Raw genomic sequence first — 18,939 nt, 5'->3', positions numbered from 1 at the left:
CTAATGGGCGTGCCAGTTGTCGCGGCCGGCCATCTTGTGCAGGATCTTCTCGACCAGGTAGTCGATGTCCCCCTGGCGCGCGTGGGCCGCCACCTTGGCGGCGCGGCAGGACAGCCCGAACAGGGGGCCGATGCGGCTCTCGGCGCGGATGTGGTCGACGATCTGCGCCCGTTCGCTGACGTGCACGTCGTGCATCAGCGCGGTCTTGGTCTCGTCGTGCGCCGTGTAGACGCCCAGCGCCGACGGCACGATCAGGTTGGGGCCGTCGTGCAGCAGGCGGCTCCACAGCTCCAGGTCCATGCAGTAGCGCATTTCCTCCTTCAGGAAGCCGTGCCGCTGCAGCACGTCGCGGCGGAACAGCGCGACCTGGTTGGGAATGGAGGCCTTGACCACCGTCAGCTTGCGCCGGTCCATGGGCGTGTAGTAGACCTGCCGGAAAATCTGGTTGTCGGCGTTGGCGATGAAGAGATGGCCGTTGACCAGGGACGGCCGCCGGCGCGCCGCGGCGCGGCCCAGCTTCAGCAGCGCGCCCGGGAAATACAGGTCGTCGGAATTCTGCCAGCCGATGTAGTCGCCGGTGGCCTTGGCGAAGCCCTTGTTGATGGCGTGGGACTGGCCGCGGTCGCGCTCGCTTTCCCAGTACGCCAGGTGCGCTTCGTACTTGCGGATGATGTCGACGCTGCCGTCGGTGGAGCCGCCGTCGATGACGATGTACTCCAGCTTGGGATAGCCCTGGTTGAGCACGGACAGCATGGTGCGTTCCAGGAAGCGCGCCTGGTTGTACGAGGGCGTGACGATGGTGATCTTCGGCAGGCTGGCGATCTCGTCCGCGCTCAGGGGCGCGGGGGGCCGCAGGCAGGAGACGAAGTCCCGGAGCTCTTGAGTGGCTTTCTGATAGCGCTTGCGCATATATGACCTCAGCATGTTGTAGGGCCTGATACGAATGGCCGGTCAGCGGACGGCGGCTGCCGGCATGTAGCGTTGCGTATGGGATTGCCGCAGCGCCAGGTAGATGCCGGCAAGCGTCGTCACCGAATAGCCGATGCGCGCCCAGCCGGCGGCGGCCTCGCCCAGGGGGCCGACCAGCAGGAAAAGCAGACAGACCATGACGCCGCCGGCGGCGCCGTTGAGCACCGCCACCGCCCGGCCGTTGCCCATGCCCAGCAGGGAGAAGTGGGCCACCACGTTCAGGGACAGCAGGGCGGCGGCGACGATCAGCAGCCGGAAGGTAGCCAGGTGGCCGGGGGTATAGCCGTGGCTGCCCAGCATCAATCCCAGCAGCGGGGCGCTGACAGACAGCGCGACGATGCTGCCCAGCACCGACAGGCTGATGTTGATGGTCATCAGCCGCCGCACTTCGCGCGCCACGGCCACGCCGCCGTCCGGCGCCGACGCCAGGCGGCTGATCAGGGGCATGGTCTTCTGGAACACGGCGACCGAGGCGGTATGGATGATCTGGCCGATCTGCGCGCCGATGGTGTAGATGGCCAGCGTCGAGGGCCCCAGCAGCGAGCCCACGAGGATGCGGTCGACCGAGCCGAAGGCCACCGCGCTCAGGCTGTTCAGCCACGACCAGCGGGAAAAGCGGAAGGCGGCGCCCATGGCGGCGCGGTCCAGCAGGGGGCGCACTGCCCAGCGGTTGCTGGCGCGGGCGAACAGGTGCATCTTGGCCAGGCCGGTGGTCAGCAGGCCGGCGGCCTGGGTCAGGGCGGCGATGGTGGGAGAGCCGGTCATCATCGCCACCAGGCAGGTCACGGTGTAGGCGGTCAGCCGTCCGCTGACTTCGCAGATGGCGGTTCCGGCGAAGGCCTCGCGGCCCTTCAGGCAACCGGTGAACAACTGGTCGAACTGCTGGCTCAGGTAGACCAGCAGGGCGGGCAGGGCCAGGGTCGTGACGGCGATGCCGCCGAAGGTGGCGTGCGGCCAGATCCAGGCGACCAGCCCCCAGCCCGCCAGGCCGATGGCGGTCACGCCCGCCAGGGCGAAGGCCACCAGGGCGAAAGCCACCGCCGCGCCCCGGTAGGCGCCGTCGGGCTCGTGCAGCCGCTCGGAGACCAGCTTGGTGCCGGTGACGGCGGCGCCCAGGTTGGCGACGTTGCCGAATCCGGCCAGCGCCATGATCATGGCGAACTGGCCGAAGCCGACGGTCCCCAACTGGCGCAGCAGCACCGGGGTCGCGGCGAGCGCCACCAGCGGTCCCAGGCCGTACTCCATCAGCCCCCAGAACGAGGCATTGGCGCCGATGTACTTCTTGATCAGCCCACGCATGCGCGCGACTCCCCCGGTTTGGCCCAGGCCCGTCCTCAGGCCGTCGGCAGCGGCTGGCTGGCCGCCTGCCGCAGGTAGTGGTGATAGGTCATCTCGATGCCTCGCCGCAGCCCGACCTGAGCGCGCCAGCCGAGCGCCTGGATGCGGCTGACGTCGAGCAGCTTGCGCGGCGTGCCGTCCGGCTTGCTGCGGTCGTAGGCCAGTTCCCCTTGATAGCCCACCACCTCCGCCACGATCCCGGCCAGTTCGGCGATGGTCAGGTCTTCCCCGACGCCGACGTTGTAGAGACCCCGCGCGCCGTCGACCTGCATCAGCAGCGCGCAGGCGCGGGCCAGGTCGTCGACGTACAGGAATTCGCGGCGCGGCGTGCCGCTGCCCCACAAGGTGACGCTGGGCGCGCCGGTCTCGCGCGCTTCATGGAACTTGCGGATCAGCGCCGGCAGCACGTGGCTGTTGCGCAGATCGTAGTTGTCGTTCTCGCCGTACAGGTTCGTCGGCATGGCGCAGACGTACTGCGTGCCGTACTGGCGGTTGTAGGCTTCGCACAGCTTGAGCCCGGCGATCTTGGCGATCGCATAGGCTTCGTTGGTCGGCTCCAGCGGGCCCGTCAACAAGGCGTCCTCGTGGATGGGCTGGGGCGCCAGCTTGGGATAGATGCAGGACGATCCGAGGAACAGCAGCCGCCGGACGCCGGATGCATAGGCGGCGTGGATGACGTTGTTCTGGATCATGAGGTTGCGGTAGAGGAAGTCGACCGGATAGGTGTCGTTGGCGAGGATGCCGCCGACCTTGGCGGCCGCCAGGTACACCACGTCGACTTTCTGCGTGCAGAAGAAGCGGTTGACCTGGTTCTGGTTTTCCAGGTCCAGTTCGTCGCGCCCTCGCGTGATCACGTGGCGATAGCCCTGCCGCCGCAGCTCGCGGACGATGGCCGAACCGACCATCCCGCGATGGCCGGCCACGTATATCCGTTGTTCCAGATCGGCCATGACGCCCTCACTCCTTGTAGGCGTACACTTCGTAGCCGTTTTCCTCGACCAGCGCGTCGCGCTGGGCCTCCTTCAGGTCGCTGGCGATCATCTCGCGCACCAGTTCCTCGAAGCTCGTGCGCGGCGTCCAGCCGAGCTTTTCGCGGGCCTTGGTCGGATCGCCCAGCAGCGTCTCGACCTCGGTGGGGCGGAAGTAGCGCGGGTCCACGCGCACGATGACCTGGCCCGGCTTGACGTGTTCGTAGGCGGGGCTCAGCAGCACGGTGGCGGTTTCCGTCAGGCCTTCGCCTTCCCATTGCAGCAGGATGCCCAGCTCGCGCGCCGCGATGTTGATGAAGTCGCGCACGCTGTACTGCATGCCGGTGGCGATGACGAAGTCGCTGGCCTGTTCCTGCTGCAGCATCAGCCATTGCATCTCGACGTAGTCGCGCGCATGGCCCCAGTCGCGCAGGGCGGACAGGTTGCCCAGGTACAGGCACTTCTCCAGGCCCAGCGCGATGCGGGCCAGGGCGCGGGTGATCTTGCGCGTGACGAAGGTCTCGCCGCGGCGCGGCGATTCGTGGTTGAAGAGGATGCCGTTGCAGGCATACATGCCGTAGGCTTCGCGGTAGTTGACGCAGATCCAGTAGGCGTACAGCTTGGCCACGGCATAGGGGCTGCGCGGATAGAATGGCGTGGTCTCGCGCTGCGGGACCTCGCGCACCATGCCGTACAGCTCCGACGTCGAGGCCTGGTAGAAGCGCGTGCGGTCCTCCATCTTGAGGATGCGCATGGCTTCGAGCAGGCGCAGCGTGCCCAGTCCGTCGGCGTTGGCCGTGTATTCCGGTTCCTCGAAGGACACGCCGACGTGGCTCTGGGCGGCCAGGTTGTAGATCTCGTCCGGCTGCACGGCTTGCACGATGCGGATCAGGCTGCAGGCGTCGGTCATGTCGCCATGGTGCAGGAAGAAGTTGCGCTGCTTTTCGTGCGGGTCCTGGTACAGGTGGTCGATGCGCGCGGTGTTGAACATCGACGCGCGGCGCTTGATGCCGTGCACTTCGTAACCCTTGCCAAGCAGGAATTCCGCCAGATAGGCGCCGTCCTGTCCCGTAATGCCAGTGATCAATGCCCGTTTTGGCATGGTTGTATCCTTTAGGCTGAGTGTCAGTGAAGACTACAGATGCGATGCCGGCCGGGGTATCGGCCGGAGGCCCTACAGCGCGCGGGACGGCCTAATCCTTATGGCCGTTCCCGCCCGCGGCGCCGCGCCGGCGCCCGCGCCGTGGCCGCTAGACGCGACCGTACATATCCTCGAAGCGCACGATGTCGTCCTCGCCCAGGTAGGCGCCCGACTGCACCTCGATCAATTCGAGCGGAATCTTGCCGGGATTCTCCAGGCAATGGACCTCGCCCAAAGGGATGTAGGTCGATTGGTTCTCCGTCAAAAGAAAGTCCTTGTCGCCGTTGTGTATGCGCGCCGTGCCCGACACCACGACCCAGTGCTCGGCGCGGTGGTGGTGCATCTGCGACGACAGGCGCGCGCCGGGCTTCACCGTGATGCGCTTGATCTGGTAGCGCGGGCCTTGCCCGATGGAGTCGTAGGATCCCCACGGGCGCCGCACTTCGCGGTGGTGGGCCATTTCCTCGCGGTGCTGGCCGCGGAAGGTCTCGACGATGCGCTTGACGTCCTGGGTGCGGCTCTTGTGCGCCACCAGCACGGCGTCGGCGGTCTCGATGACCACGATGTCGTCCAGCCCCAGCGCGGCCACCAGCCGGTGCGTGGAATGGACCAGGCAGTTGCGCGAGTCGTCGATCATGACGTCGCCGCTGGTGGAATTGCCGTCGGGGCATTTGGCGGCGATGTCCCAGACCGCGTCCCAGGCGCCGACGTCGCTCCAGCCCGCGTCCAGCGGCACGGAAACGGCGCTGTCGGTGCGCTCCATCACGGCGTAGTCGATGGAGTCGGCGCGGCACGCGCCGAAGGCGCGCGGGTCCAGGGTGAAGACGTCGTCGTCGCCGCTGCCCTTGAGCACCGCTTCGCGCACGCTGGCCATCATGTCCGGCGCCAGGCGACCCAGTTCATGCAGGAAGGTGGAGGCGCGGAAGGCGAACATGCCGCTGTTCCAGTAGTAGCCGCCCTCGCGCAGGAAGGCGGCGGCGCGCTCGGCGTCCGGCTTTTCGATGAAGGCCTCGACCTTCTGCCAGGGGCGTTCGCCGGCCGAGGTGCGCAGGTAGCCGTAGCCGGTCAGGGGGGCGGTGGGACGCACGCCGAACAGCGCCAGGGCGCCCTCGCATGCGGCCTGGTGGGCCAGCGCGAAGGCCTCGGCCAGCGCCGGTCCTTCCTCGATCACGTGGTCCGACGGCATCACCAGCAGGATGGGATCGTCGCCGTCGCGCATCGCGCGCAGGGCGGCCGCGGCGATGGCGGGCGCGGTGTTGCGCGGGCAAGGCTCCAGCAGCAGCTCGACCTTGCCGCCGCCCGGGGCGCCCGTTTCGGCGGCCGCCGCCTCCAGCTCCTGCATCTGCTCCAGGGCGATGTAGCGGTGCGCGGCGTTGCAGATCAGCATGGGGCGCGAGGCGCCGGCGTGGCGCAGGGTGCGCAGCACCGTGTTCTGCAACAGGCTGCGTTCGCCGGTGAGCCGGATGAACTGCTTCGGCAGCAGTTCGCGCGAAAGGGGCCACAGGCGTGAGCCGGAACCGCCGCACAGAATGACGGGGCGGAATTCGGGATAGGGGGAGGTCATCGCATCTGCTCCGTGAAGTAGGCCCTGGTGTAGGGATGGACGGTGTCGTCCTGCGCCATGGCGCGGGGATGTGCCCAGCGGTAGCCGCTGTGCTGTCCGGTGGGCAGGCGGCCCAGCCGGTCGTCGATCTGGAGATCGCTGAAGTGGGGCGGCAACTGAGCCCGGTAGGCCAGCACCACGTAATGGGTGCTGCGGTCTCGCTCGCCGGCGAAGTTGTCGTCGTAGAAATGCTCGTAGACGCCCTGCAGGCGCCAGCAGGCGCGCGGCAGGTCGAGGCCGAGCTCGTCGTCGCAGATGCGCCGCAGCGCCGCGTCCATGGGCTCGTCCTTGCGGATGCGGCCGCCGGGCACGAACCAGCTTCCGCGCGCGGGCGGATTGCCGCGCAGGCCCAGCAGGTAGCGTCCGTCGGCGTCGCTCAGCAGCAGATCGATGGACACCAGCGGCAGCAGTTCGACGCCGTGGCGGAAGTCGGCCCGGCTCAGGCGCGGCGGCGCGGCAACCAACGTTTCGGTAGACATCTCAGTCATCCATGGCGCCGCGCGCCACGCCGACGCATGAGGGGTGGGACTTCATCTCAGTAGACATTTTTCCCTGTCCATCCCGAGATCGCGGTCCGGGCGATGATGCGCAGGTCCATCAGGAAGGACCAGTTCTGGATGTAGTACAGATCGAACTCCACGCGATCGCGCATCTTGTGCACGGTCTCCGTCTGGCCGCGCAGGCCGTTGATCTGCGCCCAGCCGGTGATGCCGGGCTTGACGCGGTGGCGCATCATGTAGCGCGCCACCAGGTCCTTGTATTGCTCGTTGTGCTCCAGCGCGTGCGGACGGGGGCCCACCACCGACATTTCGCCGCGCAGCACGTTGATGAACTGCGGCAGCTCGTCCAGGCTGGTCTTGCGCAGGAAGGCGCCGATGCGCGTGACGCGGCGATCGTCGCGCGTGGCCTGCGTCACCACGCCGTCGTTTTCCTGGTGCACGGTCATGCTGCGGAACTTGTAGACCCGGAAGACCTGGCCGTCCACGCCCAGGCGCGGCTGGGTGAAGAAGACGGGACCGCGCGAGTCCAGCTTGATCCACGCCGCGATCACCAGCATCAGGGGCGAGAGCCCCAGCAGCACCAGCGCGCTGAACACGCGGTCGAAGGCGGCCTTGGCCATGCCGCGGATGCCGGCCGCGGGCAGGCTGTTCAACTCGATCGCGGGAACGCCCAGGAACTCCTCCACGCGATGGCCCAGCAGCCGCACGGACAGCACGTCGGGAATCCAGCGGATGTCGATGAGATCGTGGCGCAGGAAATACATGACCTCGCGCACCGCCTGGCCGGCCTCCATGGGCAGCGCCAGCCAGACTTCACGGATCTCGTGCTGGCGCACGAAGGCGGAGATGGCGGTCAGCTTTTCCAGGCGCGGCACGCCCGGCGGCAATTGCTCCTTGCCCTCGCAGTAGATGCCCATGACTTCGTAGCCCGCCGTGCGCGTGGCCGCCACGCGCGCCCACATATCGTGGCCCAGCGGGCCGAAGCCGATCAGGAGGACGCGCTTGCGGTTCAAGCCGTGGTCGCGCGCCTTGCGCAAGGCGGTGTAGACGCCCAGGCGCAGGCCCGTCAACGCCGTGGCGCCGGTGACGAACCACAAGGCAGCCCACAGGCGCGAGACATAGGCGATCTGGTGCGTGAGAAAGCCGACCAGCAGTCCCATCGCGAAGACGACGGTCCAGGCGGCCAGGCCGCGTATCACCAGCATGTGCATGGGACGGCCGCGCCACGAGCCGTACAACTGGAAAGCGGGAAAGACCACCAGCGTGGCGATTCCGCAGAAGTACACCAGCAGGCTGTGGATGGGGGAAACGTCGACGCCCGTGCGCGCGACCTGCCATTCGATCGCCGCCAGGCCCGCGACGGTCACCAGCGCGGCATCGGCGGCGCGAAACAGGTAGCTCGTGCCGGGCAGCTTGCCCGACACGTCGAACGGGGACGTTTCCATAAAGCGCTCCAAGGCGTAAGGTGGCGGACGGCGCTTTGCGGCGCCGCGTCATGCTGCATGCCCGGGAAAAATCATAGGCATGGGGCGCGGGAGTCGAAACGTCCAAAGGGCGTAAGTGAAGTATTAGGCCATCAGCCCAATGTGCGCACACGGCGAAATCGCGTGGAATGTCGCAACCCGTTACCCGACGGTAGTAACGCGACACACTTACCGCGAAACCCGCTCAGCGCGGATCATTTCCGCGCCACACGCGACTCTTCCTCTCAGTGGAACGCCATGAACACATTACTTCGCACGTTCTCTCGCGCAGCCGCAATGGCCGTGCTTATTTCGTCCCTGGCGGCGTGCGCATTCGCGCCGGGCATGCGGTACCAGTCCAGTTTCAAGGTCGATCCCGACGATCCGAACAGCGTCGTGACGGTCAAGGAAATCACGCCGGCGCTCGCGCGCGAAGAGACCGCGGCGGCCAACGGACCCGTTCCGGAAAACGTTCGAAATCTTATCGGCAAGCCGTCGCCCTATGTGATCGGGCCGGGGGACATCCTTTCTATCGTGGTCTGGGATCATCCGGAACTAGTCCTTCCGACGCAGACCTACAGCATTGGGACGGGGCCGACCGAACTCACCTTCGGGGATACGGCCGCCGGCATTCCGGGCTACCCCGTCTCATCGGATGGCTACGTTCAGTTCCCCTATGTAGGCCTTGTGAAGGTAGCCGGGATGACGGAGGCCCAGGTGCGCAGCTCCCTCATCCGAGGGTCGCGTAACTTTATTCAGGATCCTCAAATCACGGTGCGCGTGCTAGGTTATCGCAGCAAACGTGTCTACGTGGAAGGCGAAGTGAAGACGCCCGGACCCATGCCCATCACCGATGTGCCGATGACGCTGCCGGAAGCGATAAACCGCGCGGGCGGCGTCTTGACCACGGCCGATCGCAGCCGCGTTTACGTGACGCGCAATGGACAGACCGCGCGCGTCGACCTGAACAAGCTGACGGCCGCGAACATCGACCCGACGTCCATCCTGCTGCAATCGGGAGACATCGTGCGGGTGGTGGCGCGTGGCGACAACAAGATCTACCTGATGGGCGAAGTCACGCTGCCCCAGGGCCTGTTGATGCATGACGGTGAAATGTCGCTTGCCGAGGCGCTGGGCGAGGTGGGTGGTCCCAGCCAGACGACCAGCGATCCTTCGCAGATCTTCGTGGTGCGTTCCCTGCCGAATGCCACGCCCGAGGTTTTCCATCTGGATAGCAGTTCTCCGCAGGCGTTGGCAGTGGCAGGCAAGTTCCCGTTGCAGGCGAAGGACATCGTCTTCGTCGACGCGGGCAACCTGGTGCGTTGGAACCGCTTCATCTCGCTGTTGTTCCCCAGCGCCCAGACCGTACAGACCGTCGACGCCGTCCGCCACAACTAGGACGAACGTACGGCGAGCAGTACCGGGCCGGCTTGCGCCGGCTCTCGTGTCCGTCCCTTACTTTTTCGCGAGTCGACACCATGCAGCCCCCTCTTCAGCTAGAGTACGCCTCCGCCCGGCAGCCTGAAACGCCCATGATGTCCTATATGGACGTGTTGCTGGCAAACCGCGGCATGATCATCCTGGTGACATTGCTGGCCACGTTGCTGGGCATTGCCTACTTCATGTTCGCCACGCCGGTCTACCAGTCCGATATTGCCGTCCAGGTCGAGGAAGAAACGCCGACCGCCACCAAGAGCATGCTGGGAGACGTGTCTTCCATCTTCGACATCAAGCAGGCGACGTCGGGCGAAATGGAAATTCTCCGCTCGCGCCTGGTGGTGGGGCATGCCGTCGACTACTACCAGCTCTACCTGAAGGCGGAGCCCAAGTACTTCCCGCTGGTGGGACGCTGGCTGGCCGAGAAGCACGAAAGCTTCTCGCTGCCGTCGGCCATCACCCGGGCCATTCCCGGCGGCTACGCGTGGGGCGGCGAGCGCATCCGCGTCAACCGCATCGACGTGCCGAACGAACTGATCGGCAAGAAGCTGGACGTGGTCAACCTGGGCGGCGGCGCCTATGAGCTGACCGAGCCCGTGGACGGCAAGCGCTTCGAAGGGCACGTGGGCCAACTGGAGCACTTCCAGGTGCCCGGCGGCGCCATCGACGTGCAGATCGATGCGCTGGAAGGGGCGCCCGAGACGCACTTCACGGTGATCCGCAACTCGCGGCTGGAAGCCACCGAGGCGGTGCAGTCGCGCCTGGGCATCTTCGAGCGCGGCCGCCAGTCCGGCGTCATCGGCGTCACGCTGCAGGGCAGCGATCCCGTGCTGACGGCCGCGGTGCTCAACGAGATCGGCCAGGAGTACGTGCGCCAGAACGTCAACCGCAAGACCGCGCAGGCCGAGAAGTCGCTCGCTTTCCTCGACCAGCAACTGCCGGTGCTGAAGAAGCAACTGGACGATTCGGAAACCCGCTACAACGCCTTGCGCAACGCCCGCGGCACCATCGACCTGGGCGAGGAAGCCAAGCTGGTGCTGGGCCAGTCGGTGGCGGCGCAGAACAAGATCTTCGAATTGCAGGCCAAGCGCCAGGAACTGATCACCCGCTTCGCGCCTTCCCATCCGAGCATCGAGGCCATCGACCGCCAGATCGCTTCGCTCACCGGCGACGTCAGCCGGCTCAATACGAAGATCAAGGCATTGCCGGATCTCGAACAGGACGTGGTGCGCCTGGTGCGCGACGTCAAGGTCAACACCGACCTGTACACGGCGCTGCTGAACAACGCGCAGCAACTGCGCCTGGTCCGCGCCGGCAAGGTCGGCACGGTGCGGGTGGTGGACACCGCGGTGCCGGCCGAAAAGCCGCTGCGTCCCAAGGCGCCCATCGTCATCGGCGCGGCCGCCGCCATCGGCCTGGTGCTGGGCCTGATCGTGGCCTTCGTGCGCAACGCGCTGTTCGGCGGCCTGAGCGATCCGGATGAAATCGAGCGCTATACCGGCCTGCCGGTGCTCGCCACCATTCCCTACAGCGAGCTGCAGGATCGCCTGTGGCGCCGTAGCAAGCGCAAGAATTCGCGCCTGCCCGCGCTGCTGGCTCAGAGCAACGGCAGCACGCCGCCGATCGAAAGCCTGCGCAGTTTCCGCACGGTGCTGCAGGTGGCGATGCGCGACACGCCCAACAACGTGGTCGTCTTCACGGGACCGGTCGCCGGCGTGGGCAAGTCTTTCCTGTCGGCCAACTTCGCCTTCATCCAGGCGGCGGTGGGCAAGCGCATCCTGCTGATCGACGCCGACTTCCGGCGCGGCCACCTCAACCGCTATTTCGCGACCTCGGCGGACAACGGCCTGTTCGATGTGCTGGCGGGCACGGTGCCGCTGGAGGCGGTCACCAAGCGGAACATCATGAACGGGGTGGACTTCATCGCCACCGGCAAGGTGACCTTCGATCCCTCCGAGCTGCTGGCGTCCGAGGCCTTCGGAGAATGCCTGCGCGCGCTCGCGGCCGACTACGACATCGTCATCGTCGATACGGCGCCGGTCCTGTCGTCTTCCGACGCGGCGGTGGTGGGCGCGCATGCCGCGGCCGTCATGCTGGTGGTGCGCGCCGGCATGAACACGGTCGGCGAGATCCGCGAGACCGCCAAGCGCCTGGTCGCCGCCGGCGCGCCGGTCGCGGGCGTGGTGCTCAACGGGCTGAAGCTGGAGTCCGAGGGCCTGGGCTATCGCTCGAAGTATGGACGCTACCGCTACGCGCGGGCGGCCTACTACGGCGAAAAACAGCCCTGACGCGCGCGACGGGGGATCTATGCAACCGATATGGAATCCCGCCCAGGCCGCCGAGCTGGCGCCGGGCGGGGCGGCCCCTGCGCGCCTGCCCGAACTGCCCGCCTCGCCGTGCGAGCCGGACGCGATACGCGGACGGGTGCCGCAGGACATCGACGCCGCCTACGCGCATGGCCTGGGCGCCGCGCTGGGCGCGCGGGCGCGGCGGCGCGGCGTGCGGGCCATCGTGGTGGCCAAGGACACGCGGCTCGCCAGCGTCGAGCTGGCGGCGGCCTTGCAGGCGGGCATCCGCGCCAGCGGCACGCACGTCATCGACATCGGCATGGCCCCCACGCCCCTGATGTATTTCGCCACGCGCCTGACCGAGACCGGGGCCGGCGTGGCGGTGACGGGCGGCCATGACGAAGAGAACTGCAACGGTTTCAAGATCATGATGGCCGGCGAACCGCTGGTCGGCGACGACTTGCGCGATCTGCAGGAGGAAGTGCGCGCGGAGCGGCAGGCCGCCGGCGCCCGCGTCCGGGCGGTGGAAATCCCGGGCGCGCGCATGCACATCGCCGCCTCGCCGTGCTACGTGGCGCGGGTCAGCAGCGACGTGCGGCTGGCGCGCGGCGTGAAGGTGGCGCTGGATTGCAACTACGACGCGGCCTCGGCCCTGGCGCCGTCCCTGCTGGAGGCCCTGGGCTGCGAGGTGACCGAGCTGTCCAGCGACAGCGCGGAGGCCTATACGCGGCCGCGCCTGGCGCCGTCCGATCCGCGCCGGCTGGCCGAGCTGGCCGCCAACCTGCGCTATTCGGACAACGAACTGGGCTTTCTGGTGGACGGCGACGGCGATCGCCTGGCCGTGGTGACGCGCTCCGGCGCGGCGATCTCGGCCGATCGCCTGCTGATCCTCTTCGCCCGCGACATCCTGGCGCGCCATCCCGGCGCGCCGGTGGTCTACGACGTGGAGAGTTCGCGCAACCTCGCGCGCGAAGTGCGCCTGCTGGGCGGCCGGCCGGTGATGTGGCGCGGCGGCGCGGCGCACATCGCCGGCAAGATGCGCGAATGCGGGGCGGTGCTGGCCGGCGAGACCGAGGGCCTGTTCCGCTTCCGCGACCGCTGGCACGGGCACGACGACGCGCTGTACGCCGCCGCGCGCCTGCTGGAGATCGTGGCCTTGCACGAGTCGCCCTCGGCCTTGCTGGACGCGCTGCCGCTGGGCTGCGTGACGCCGGCGCTGAAGCTGGACCTGTCCGGCATGGAGGCCGCGTGGCTGGTGGCCGCGCTGCGCGCGCGCGGCCGCTTCATGGGCGCGCGCGAAATCATCGACCTGGAAGGCGTGCGCGTCGAATACGAGGACGGCTTCGGCCTGGCGCGGCCGGCGGGCGACGGCAATACCGTCCTGCTGCGTTTCGAGGCGGACAGCGGAACGGCGCTGTCGCGCATCCAGGAAGACTTCAGGCGCCAGTTGCTGAGCGTGGCGCCGGACCTGCGCCTGCCGTTCTAGGCGCGCGATGTTGAACAGTCGCGATGGCCGGCCGCGACGGCCCGGCCATCGCCGCGGGAGCGGTAATGTCGTCATATCTTCTGGTGACGGGCGGCGCCGGCTATATCGGCAGCCATACCCTGGTGGAATTGATCGCCGCCGGCTACCAGCCGGTGGTCCTGGACAACCTGAGCAATGGCAGCCGCGACGCGCTGCGGCGGGTGGAGAAGCTGACGGGGACCTCGATCCCCTTGATCCAGGGCGATATCCGCACGCCCGGGCTGGTGGAGACGGTGATCGCGATACACCGGCGCGACAACCGGCCCATCGAATGCGTGCTGCACCTGGCCGGGGTCAAGGCGGTGGGCGAGTCGGTGAGCGACCCCTTGAAGTACTTCGACAACAACGTATCGGGGACGGTGGCCCTGTTGATGGCCATGCGCGCCGGCGGCGTGCGGCGGCTGGTGTTCAGTTCTTCCGCCACCGTCTACGGGGTGCCGCGTTTCCTGCCGTTCACGGAGCAGCATCCGCTGGCTCCGACGAATCCCTATGGACGCACCAAGCTCTTCGTCGAGCAGATGCTGCAGGACGTCTGCGCGGCCGACAGCGGCTTCAGCGCGGTCACGCTGCGCTATTTCAATCCCATCGGCGCGCATCCGAGCGGCTTGATAGGCGAGAACCCGCGCGATACGCCGAACAATCTTTTCCCCTACATCACCCAGGTCGCCGTCGGCCAGCAGCCTTTCCTCAAGGTGTTCGGCGCGGACTATCCCACCGAGGACGGCACCGGCGTGCGCGATTACCTGCACGTCATGGACCTGGCGGTCGGCCACGTGCGGGCGGTGGATTACGCCGGTACGCATGCCGGCTTCATCGCCATCAACCTGGGCACGGGGAAGGGGACCAGCGTGATGGAGCTGGTGCAGACCTTCGAGCGCGTCAGCGGCCAGGCGATACCGGTGCGCATCGAGCCGCGCCGCGCCGGCGACGTCGACAAGGTGTGGGCCGACCCCAGCCTGGCGCGGGAGGTGCTGCGCTGGCGCACCACGCGGGGGGTGGAGAGCATGTGCCAGGACGGCTGGCGCTGGCAGCAAAGCAATCCCCGGGGGTACGGGGCGGCGACGCCCTAGGCGGAAGGCGGCGCGCGCCGGGGACCTTGTCTCTCGGGGCGCTGTTTTCCGGGGCGTCGGATCCATGGATGGGCACGCGGCTTGCTATGATGCGGCGCGGCAATTCGGCCGCGCTTCGGAATATGCGTATGCGGGTCGTTTCTTTCGCCTTTTTCCAACCGTCCTGGCGCCAGGGCGCCGTCCCGCGGAGGGCCGCATGACGGCGCCGCGCCGGCCGCGCCCGTCGCCGGCAGCGCGCGCGGCCGCGGTCGCCGCCACGGCGATGCCGGCGGGCGGCGGCGCGCCCCAGTCCGCCCCGGCCTCCCAATCCGCTCAATCCGTCCCGGCCGCGCCGGCCGTCGCGTTGGACGCGCCGCGGCGCGTGGCCGACCGCCGCTATGCCGCGGTGATCGTCATCGCGGTGCTGGCGGTGCTCTTCGCCATGCGGGAGGCGCGCGAATTCCTGATTCCGCTGGTGCTTTCCGTCCTGCTCGCCTATGCCCTGGAACCGCCGGTGCACATGCTGGCCCGCCGCGCGCGCGTCCCGCGCCCGATCGGCGCGGCGGTGGTGATGGCGGCCCTGGTCGGCGCCCTGGTGTTCGGCGCCTTTTCCTTGCAGAACCAGGTCGGGACCATCGTCGACAGCCTGCCGCAGACGGTGCAGAAGGTCTCGCGCACCGTGCACGGTTTCGCCGCCGGCAAGGGGTCTTTCCTGGACAAGCTGCGCGCGGCCGGCGCCGCGCTGGACAAGGGCAGCAAGGTCGGCAGCCCGAGCGCCTCGACGATGGAGCGTCCCTCCGAACGGCTGGAAAGCATGCTGCTGGCCGGCTCCATGGGCGTGGCCTCGGGGCTGGGGCAGGGCGTGATGGTGCTTTTCCTGGTGTTCTTCCTGCTGTGCTCGGGCGACATCTTCAAGCGCAAGTTCATCAAGGTCTGCGGCAGCACGCTTTCCAAAAAGAAGATCAACATACACATGCTGGACCAGATCAACCGGTCCATCCGCATGTACATGGCGATGATGGTGGTCACCAACGTCCTGCTCGCCCTGTGCTCGTGGGCGGCGTTCCGCCTGGTCGGCCTGGACAACGCCGGCACGTGGGCGGTGGTCGCGGGCGCGCTGCACGTGGTGCCCTATTTCGGGCCGTTGCTGGTCGCGGTGTTCACCGGCACGGCGGCGGTGGTGCAGTTCGGCGAGCTGGGGCCGGCCCTGCTGGTGGCCGGGATGTCGCTGCTGATCGCGTCCCTGATCGGCTTCGTGGTGCAGACCTGGATGACCGGGCGCATCGCGCGGATGAACCCCGTCGCCGTCTTCGTGATGCTGCTGCTGTTCACCTGGGTCTGGGGACTGTGGGGCACCTTGCTGTCCGTGCCCATCGCCGTGATCGTGAAGGTGGTGGCGGACCACGTGGACGGGCTGACCGGCGTCGCCGAGTTCCTGGGGGAATAAGCGGCTGAGCCGGCGCCGCCGCGGGCGGCGCCGGCCGGCGGCTCAGTGCAGGAAACCGGTGGACAGCCAGGGGATGGCGGCCACCACCAGCAAGCCCACGGCGATGGACGCCAGGTAGGCCATGATGGGCCGTATGCCCTTGTCCGGCTGCACCCGGCCGATGGCGCAGGCCGCGTAGTAGCCGACGCCGAAGGGCGGGGCGAACAGGCCGATGCCCATGGCCAGGATCACCACCATGGCGTAGTGCACCTCGTGGATGCCCATCTGCTGCGCGATCGGGAACAGCAGCGGCCCGAACAGCACGATGGCCGGAATGCCTTCCAGCACGCTGCCCAGCACCACGAACACGACGATGGAAACCGCCATGAAGGTGGCCGAGCCGCCGGGCACGGAGCCCATCAACTGCGCCAGTTGCGTGGAGAAGCCGGACTGCGTCAACGCCCAGGCCATGGCGGTGGCGGCGCCGATGATCAGCAGGATGGATCCCGACAGACAGGCGGTGTCGACCAGCATGGGCCACAGGCGCTTCCACTCGAAACGGCGGTAGACCAGCAGGCCGATCAGGGTGGAATACACGATGCCGATGGTCGACACCTCGGTGGCCGTGGCCACGCCCTCGACCACCGCCGCCCGGATGACCACCGGCAGCGCCAGCGCGGGCAGGGCGATCACCAGGGCGCGCAGGATTTCCCCGCGCGGCGCGCGCCGCACGCCGTCCAGGCGCTCGCCGCGATAGCGCCACCAGACCACCGTGCACAGCATCAGGGCCAGCACCAGGCCGGGCAGCAGGCCGCCGGTGAACAGCGCGGTGATGGACACGCCGGTCACCGAACCGATGGTGATCAGCACCAGGCTGGGCGGTATGGTCTCGGTCTGCGCGCCGGTGGCAGACAATAGCGCCACCAGGTCGCCTTCGTCGGCGCCGCGCTTGCGCATTTCCGGGAACAGCACCGGGGCCACCGCCGCCATGTCCGCCGCCTTGGCGCCGGAGATGCCCGAGACCAGGTACATCGCGCCGATCAGCACGTAGGACAGGCCGCCGCGCACGTGCCCCAGCAGGCTGGCGAGAAAGGCCACCATGCGCTGCGCCATGCTGGTCATCTCGATCAGCAGGCCGAGGAAGATGAACAGCGGCACGGCCAGCAGGATGAGGTGCGACATGCCCTCGTCCAGGCGGCCGACCACCACCATCATCGGCGTGGACGTGGTCAGGGAGAGGTAGCCATAGGTCGCCAGCCCGAAGGAGAAGGCGATGGGCACGCCGGTGAACACGCACAAGGCCACGATGCCGACGAAGAAGATCAGCAGGTTGGCGTTGCCCAGCGTGGCCAGCAGCGGTTGCGCCACGACCAGCAGCGCCACGCCCGCCGCCACCAGTCCCACGGCCTTGAGCGTGGTCAGCCAGCCGGCGCGTTCGAGCAGGCGCAGCAGCGCCAGCGCGATCATCAGCGCCGTGCAAACGGGCAGGGCCGCCGCGCGCCAGATATTGGGAATCTCCAGCGCCGGCGTGGTGACGAATTGCTCTTCGACGGCGTATTCCCAGCCCGGCGCCAGGATCAGCAGCAGGAAGGCCAGGGCCGCGGACACCGCGAGCATGTCGAGGAAGGCGCGCCGGGCCGGCGAGGCGCGATTGACGAAGGCCGTCATGCGCATGTGCTCGCCGCGCCGGAAGGCCACCACCGCCCCCAGCATGGCCAGCCACAGGAACAGGATGGAAGCCAGTTCGTCGGACCAGACCAGCGGCGTGTGCAAGACATAGCGCGCCACGATGCCGGCAAAGAGGATGACGATCTCGGCCAGCACCAGGATGGCGGCCGGGATTTCGGCGAGCAGGCCGATGGCGGTTTCGGCCCGCTGTGTCCAGGAGGGGCGGGCTTGCGCCGCCGCGGGCTGGGCCGAAGCGCCTGGCCCTATGTCCGGCTTCCTGTCCGGCGCCATGCCGGGCCTTATGTCGTGCGTCGTGCCGGGCGTCATGACAGCTTCCCGACGGATTGCTCCAGCAGGCCCCACGCCTTGTCGCCGTACTTGCCCTGCCACTCCTTGTAGAAACCCGCCTGGCGCAAGGCATCGCGGATCGGGCCGGGCTCGGGCGTGTTGAACGCCAGTCCCTGCTTGGCCAACTGCGACTGCAGGTCGTTGTTCAAGGCCAGCACGTCGGCGCGCACGCCCATGGCCGCGCCGTTGATATGCTTGGCCACCACTTCGCGCACGTCCTTGGGCAGCTTCTCCCAGGCACGCCGGTTCGACAGGAACCAGAAGCCGTCCCACATGTGGTTGGTCAAGGAGCAGTATTTCTGCACCTCGTACAGCTTGGCCGTCTGGATGATGGCCAGCGGATTCTCCTGCCCGTCCACCACCTTGGTCTGCAGGGCCGAGTAGGTCTCGTTGAAATTGATGCTCGCCGGCGCCGCGCCCAGCGCCTTGAACATCGAGGTCCACAGCGGGCTGACCGGCACGCGGATCTTCAGGTCCTTGAAATCGCCCGGGCCGTTGATCGGCCGGTTGCTGGTGGTGACCTGGCGGAAACCGCTGTCCCAGATCTTGTCCATCACCACCAGGCCCTTGCCCTCGATCTCCTTGCGGATGTAGGCGCCCAGGTCGCCGTCCATGGCCTTCCACACCGCGTCGTAGTTCGGAAACGCGAAGCCGATGCCGCTGATCGAGGACGCCGGCACCAGCGTCGAAAGAATCAGGCCGGACAGCGTGAAGAACTCCACCGCCCCCGAACGCAACTGGCTCAAGGTGTCGGTATCCGAACCCAACTGGCTGCTGGGGAAGATCGCCAGCTCGAAACGGCCGTCCGTATCCTTCGCGATGGCCTTGGCCGCTTCGTTGGCCCGCACGTTCATGGGGTGGCTGGGCGGCAGGTTGTTGGCGTATTTGTACCGGTATTGCGGGGCCGCCCATGCCGGGCGCAGGGAGGCCGCGCCGATAAGGGCGGCGCCGCCGGCGGCGCCGACGAATTTGCGTCGATTCACGTTCATGCTGTCTCCTGGTTTATGTCCGGCTGGCGTGACGCCGCCGGCGGGGATGCCGGCCTGATCGTGGTCGGCGATTTATGTTGGTCCGTATAGTGGACCAAAGAACAAACGTGATGACTTATTAAATCACATTGATATTCCGAGTGAAAGCAGTAGAATTCCCCTACCGATAAATTTCCTAGAAAAACATGAGGTCTACATAATGGACCATCGTGAAGGTAAAACAGGAG

14 protein-coding genes are annotated in these 18,939 nt (G+C 67.6%); 5 read left to right on the top strand and 9 right to left on the bottom strand.

All coding sequences use genetic code 11. From position 1 onward, the window contains the following. The 7 genes from CAL29_RS20945 to CAL29_RS20915 form a co-directional block, all read right to left on the bottom strand. Positions 1-909: a glycosyltransferase family 2 protein gene (locus tag CAL29_RS20945; RefSeq protein ID WP_094854941.1), complete on the bottom strand. Its 909-nt coding sequence runs from the start codon at positions 907-909 to the stop codon at positions 1-3. Positions 910-951: 42 nt separating this feature from the next. Beyond that, positions 952-2,268, bottom strand: coding sequence for a lipopolysaccharide biosynthesis protein (locus CAL29_RS20940; RefSeq protein WP_094854940.1), 1,317 nt, complete (start codon positions 2,266-2,268; stop codon positions 952-954). Positions 2,269-2,303: 35 nt separating this feature from the next. Next, positions 2,304-3,257 carry a GDP-L-fucose synthase gene (fcl, locus tag CAL29_RS20935; protein ID WP_094854939.1) on the bottom strand — a complete coding sequence of 318 codons (954 nt, stop codon included), beginning with the start codon at positions 3,255-3,257 and terminating at the stop codon, positions 2,304-2,306. Between the two features lie 7 nt (positions 3,258-3,264). Continuing rightward, a complete protein-coding gene (gene gmd, locus CAL29_RS20930) occupies positions 3,265-4,377 on the bottom strand; it encodes a GDP-mannose 4,6-dehydratase (protein ID WP_094854938.1) in 1,113 nt (370 codons plus the stop codon). Positions 4,378-4,525: 148 nt separating this feature from the next. Next, positions 4,526-5,980, bottom strand: a complete 1,455-nt coding sequence (locus CAL29_RS20925; RefSeq protein ID WP_094854937.1) for a mannose-1-phosphate guanylyltransferase/mannose-6-phosphate isomerase — start codon at positions 5,978-5,980, stop codon at positions 4,526-4,528. Then, the gene (locus CAL29_RS20920) at positions 5,977-6,498 is read right to left on the bottom strand and encodes a GDP-mannose mannosyl hydrolase (RefSeq protein WP_094854936.1); all 522 of its coding nucleotides are present in this window, start codon (positions 6,496-6,498) and stop codon (positions 5,977-5,979) included. Before CAL29_RS20920 ends, CAL29_RS20925 begins: the two co-directional genes overlap by 4 nt. A gap of 56 nt (positions 6,499-6,554) precedes the next feature. Beyond that, positions 6,555-7,964: an undecaprenyl-phosphate glucose phosphotransferase gene (locus CAL29_RS20915; RefSeq protein ID WP_094854935.1), complete on the bottom strand. Its 1,410-nt coding sequence runs from the start codon at positions 7,962-7,964 to the stop codon at positions 6,555-6,557. A 276-nt stretch (positions 7,965-8,240) separates the two neighbouring features. Here CAL29_RS20915 and CAL29_RS20910 point away from each other — a divergent pair, with 276 nt between their 5' ends. The 5 genes from CAL29_RS20910 (at position 8,241) to CAL29_RS20890 (ending at position 15,728) form a co-directional block, all read left to right on the top strand. Beyond that, entirely contained in the window at positions 8,241-9,380 is a 1,140-nt protein-coding gene (locus CAL29_RS20910) for a polysaccharide biosynthesis/export family protein (RefSeq protein WP_094854934.1), read from the top strand. Positions 9,381-9,514: 134 nt separating this feature from the next. Then, positions 9,515-11,707, top strand: a complete 2,193-nt coding sequence (locus tag CAL29_RS20905) for a polysaccharide biosynthesis tyrosine autokinase (protein WP_256977641.1) — start codon at positions 9,515-9,517, stop codon at positions 11,705-11,707. A gap of 19 nt (positions 11,708-11,726) precedes the next feature. Further along, the gene (locus CAL29_RS20900; RefSeq protein WP_179284125.1) at positions 11,727-13,193 is read left to right on the top strand and encodes a phosphomannomutase/phosphoglucomutase; all 1,467 of its coding nucleotides are present in this window, start codon (positions 11,727-11,729) and stop codon (positions 13,191-13,193) included. A gap of 65 nt (positions 13,194-13,258) precedes the next feature. After that, complete coding sequence (gene galE, locus CAL29_RS20895; protein ID WP_094856802.1) at positions 13,259-14,302, top strand: UDP-glucose 4-epimerase GalE; 1,044 nt, start codon at positions 13,259-13,261, stop codon at positions 14,300-14,302. A 196-nt stretch (positions 14,303-14,498) separates the two neighbouring features. Then, positions 14,499-15,728, top strand: a complete 1,230-nt coding sequence (locus tag CAL29_RS20890; protein WP_094854931.1) for an AI-2E family transporter — start codon at positions 14,499-14,501, stop codon at positions 15,726-15,728. Between the two features lie 42 nt (positions 15,729-15,770). Here the strand turns inward: CAL29_RS20890 and CAL29_RS20885 are convergent, their stop codons facing one another. Both CAL29_RS20885 and CAL29_RS20880 read right to left on the bottom strand, forming a co-directional pair. Continuing rightward, the gene (locus tag CAL29_RS20885; RefSeq protein WP_094856801.1) at positions 15,771-17,666 is read right to left on the bottom strand and encodes a TRAP transporter large permease; all 1,896 of its coding nucleotides are present in this window, start codon (positions 17,664-17,666) and stop codon (positions 15,771-15,773) included. A 32-nt stretch (positions 17,667-17,698) separates the two neighbouring features. Continuing rightward, complete coding sequence (locus CAL29_RS20880; protein ID WP_094854930.1) at positions 17,699-18,712, bottom strand: TRAP transporter substrate-binding protein; 1,014 nt, start codon at positions 18,710-18,712, stop codon at positions 17,699-17,701. Positions 18,713-18,939: the final 227 nt, after the last annotated feature.

The sequence above is a fragment of the Bordetella genomosp. 10 genome (assembly GCF_002261225.1).
GTDB lineage: Bacteria > Pseudomonadota > Gammaproteobacteria > Burkholderiales > Burkholderiaceae_B > Bordetella_C.
The sequence above is the reverse complement of the archived record's forward strand: the minus strand, read 5'-3'. Positions and strand labels throughout refer to the sequence as shown.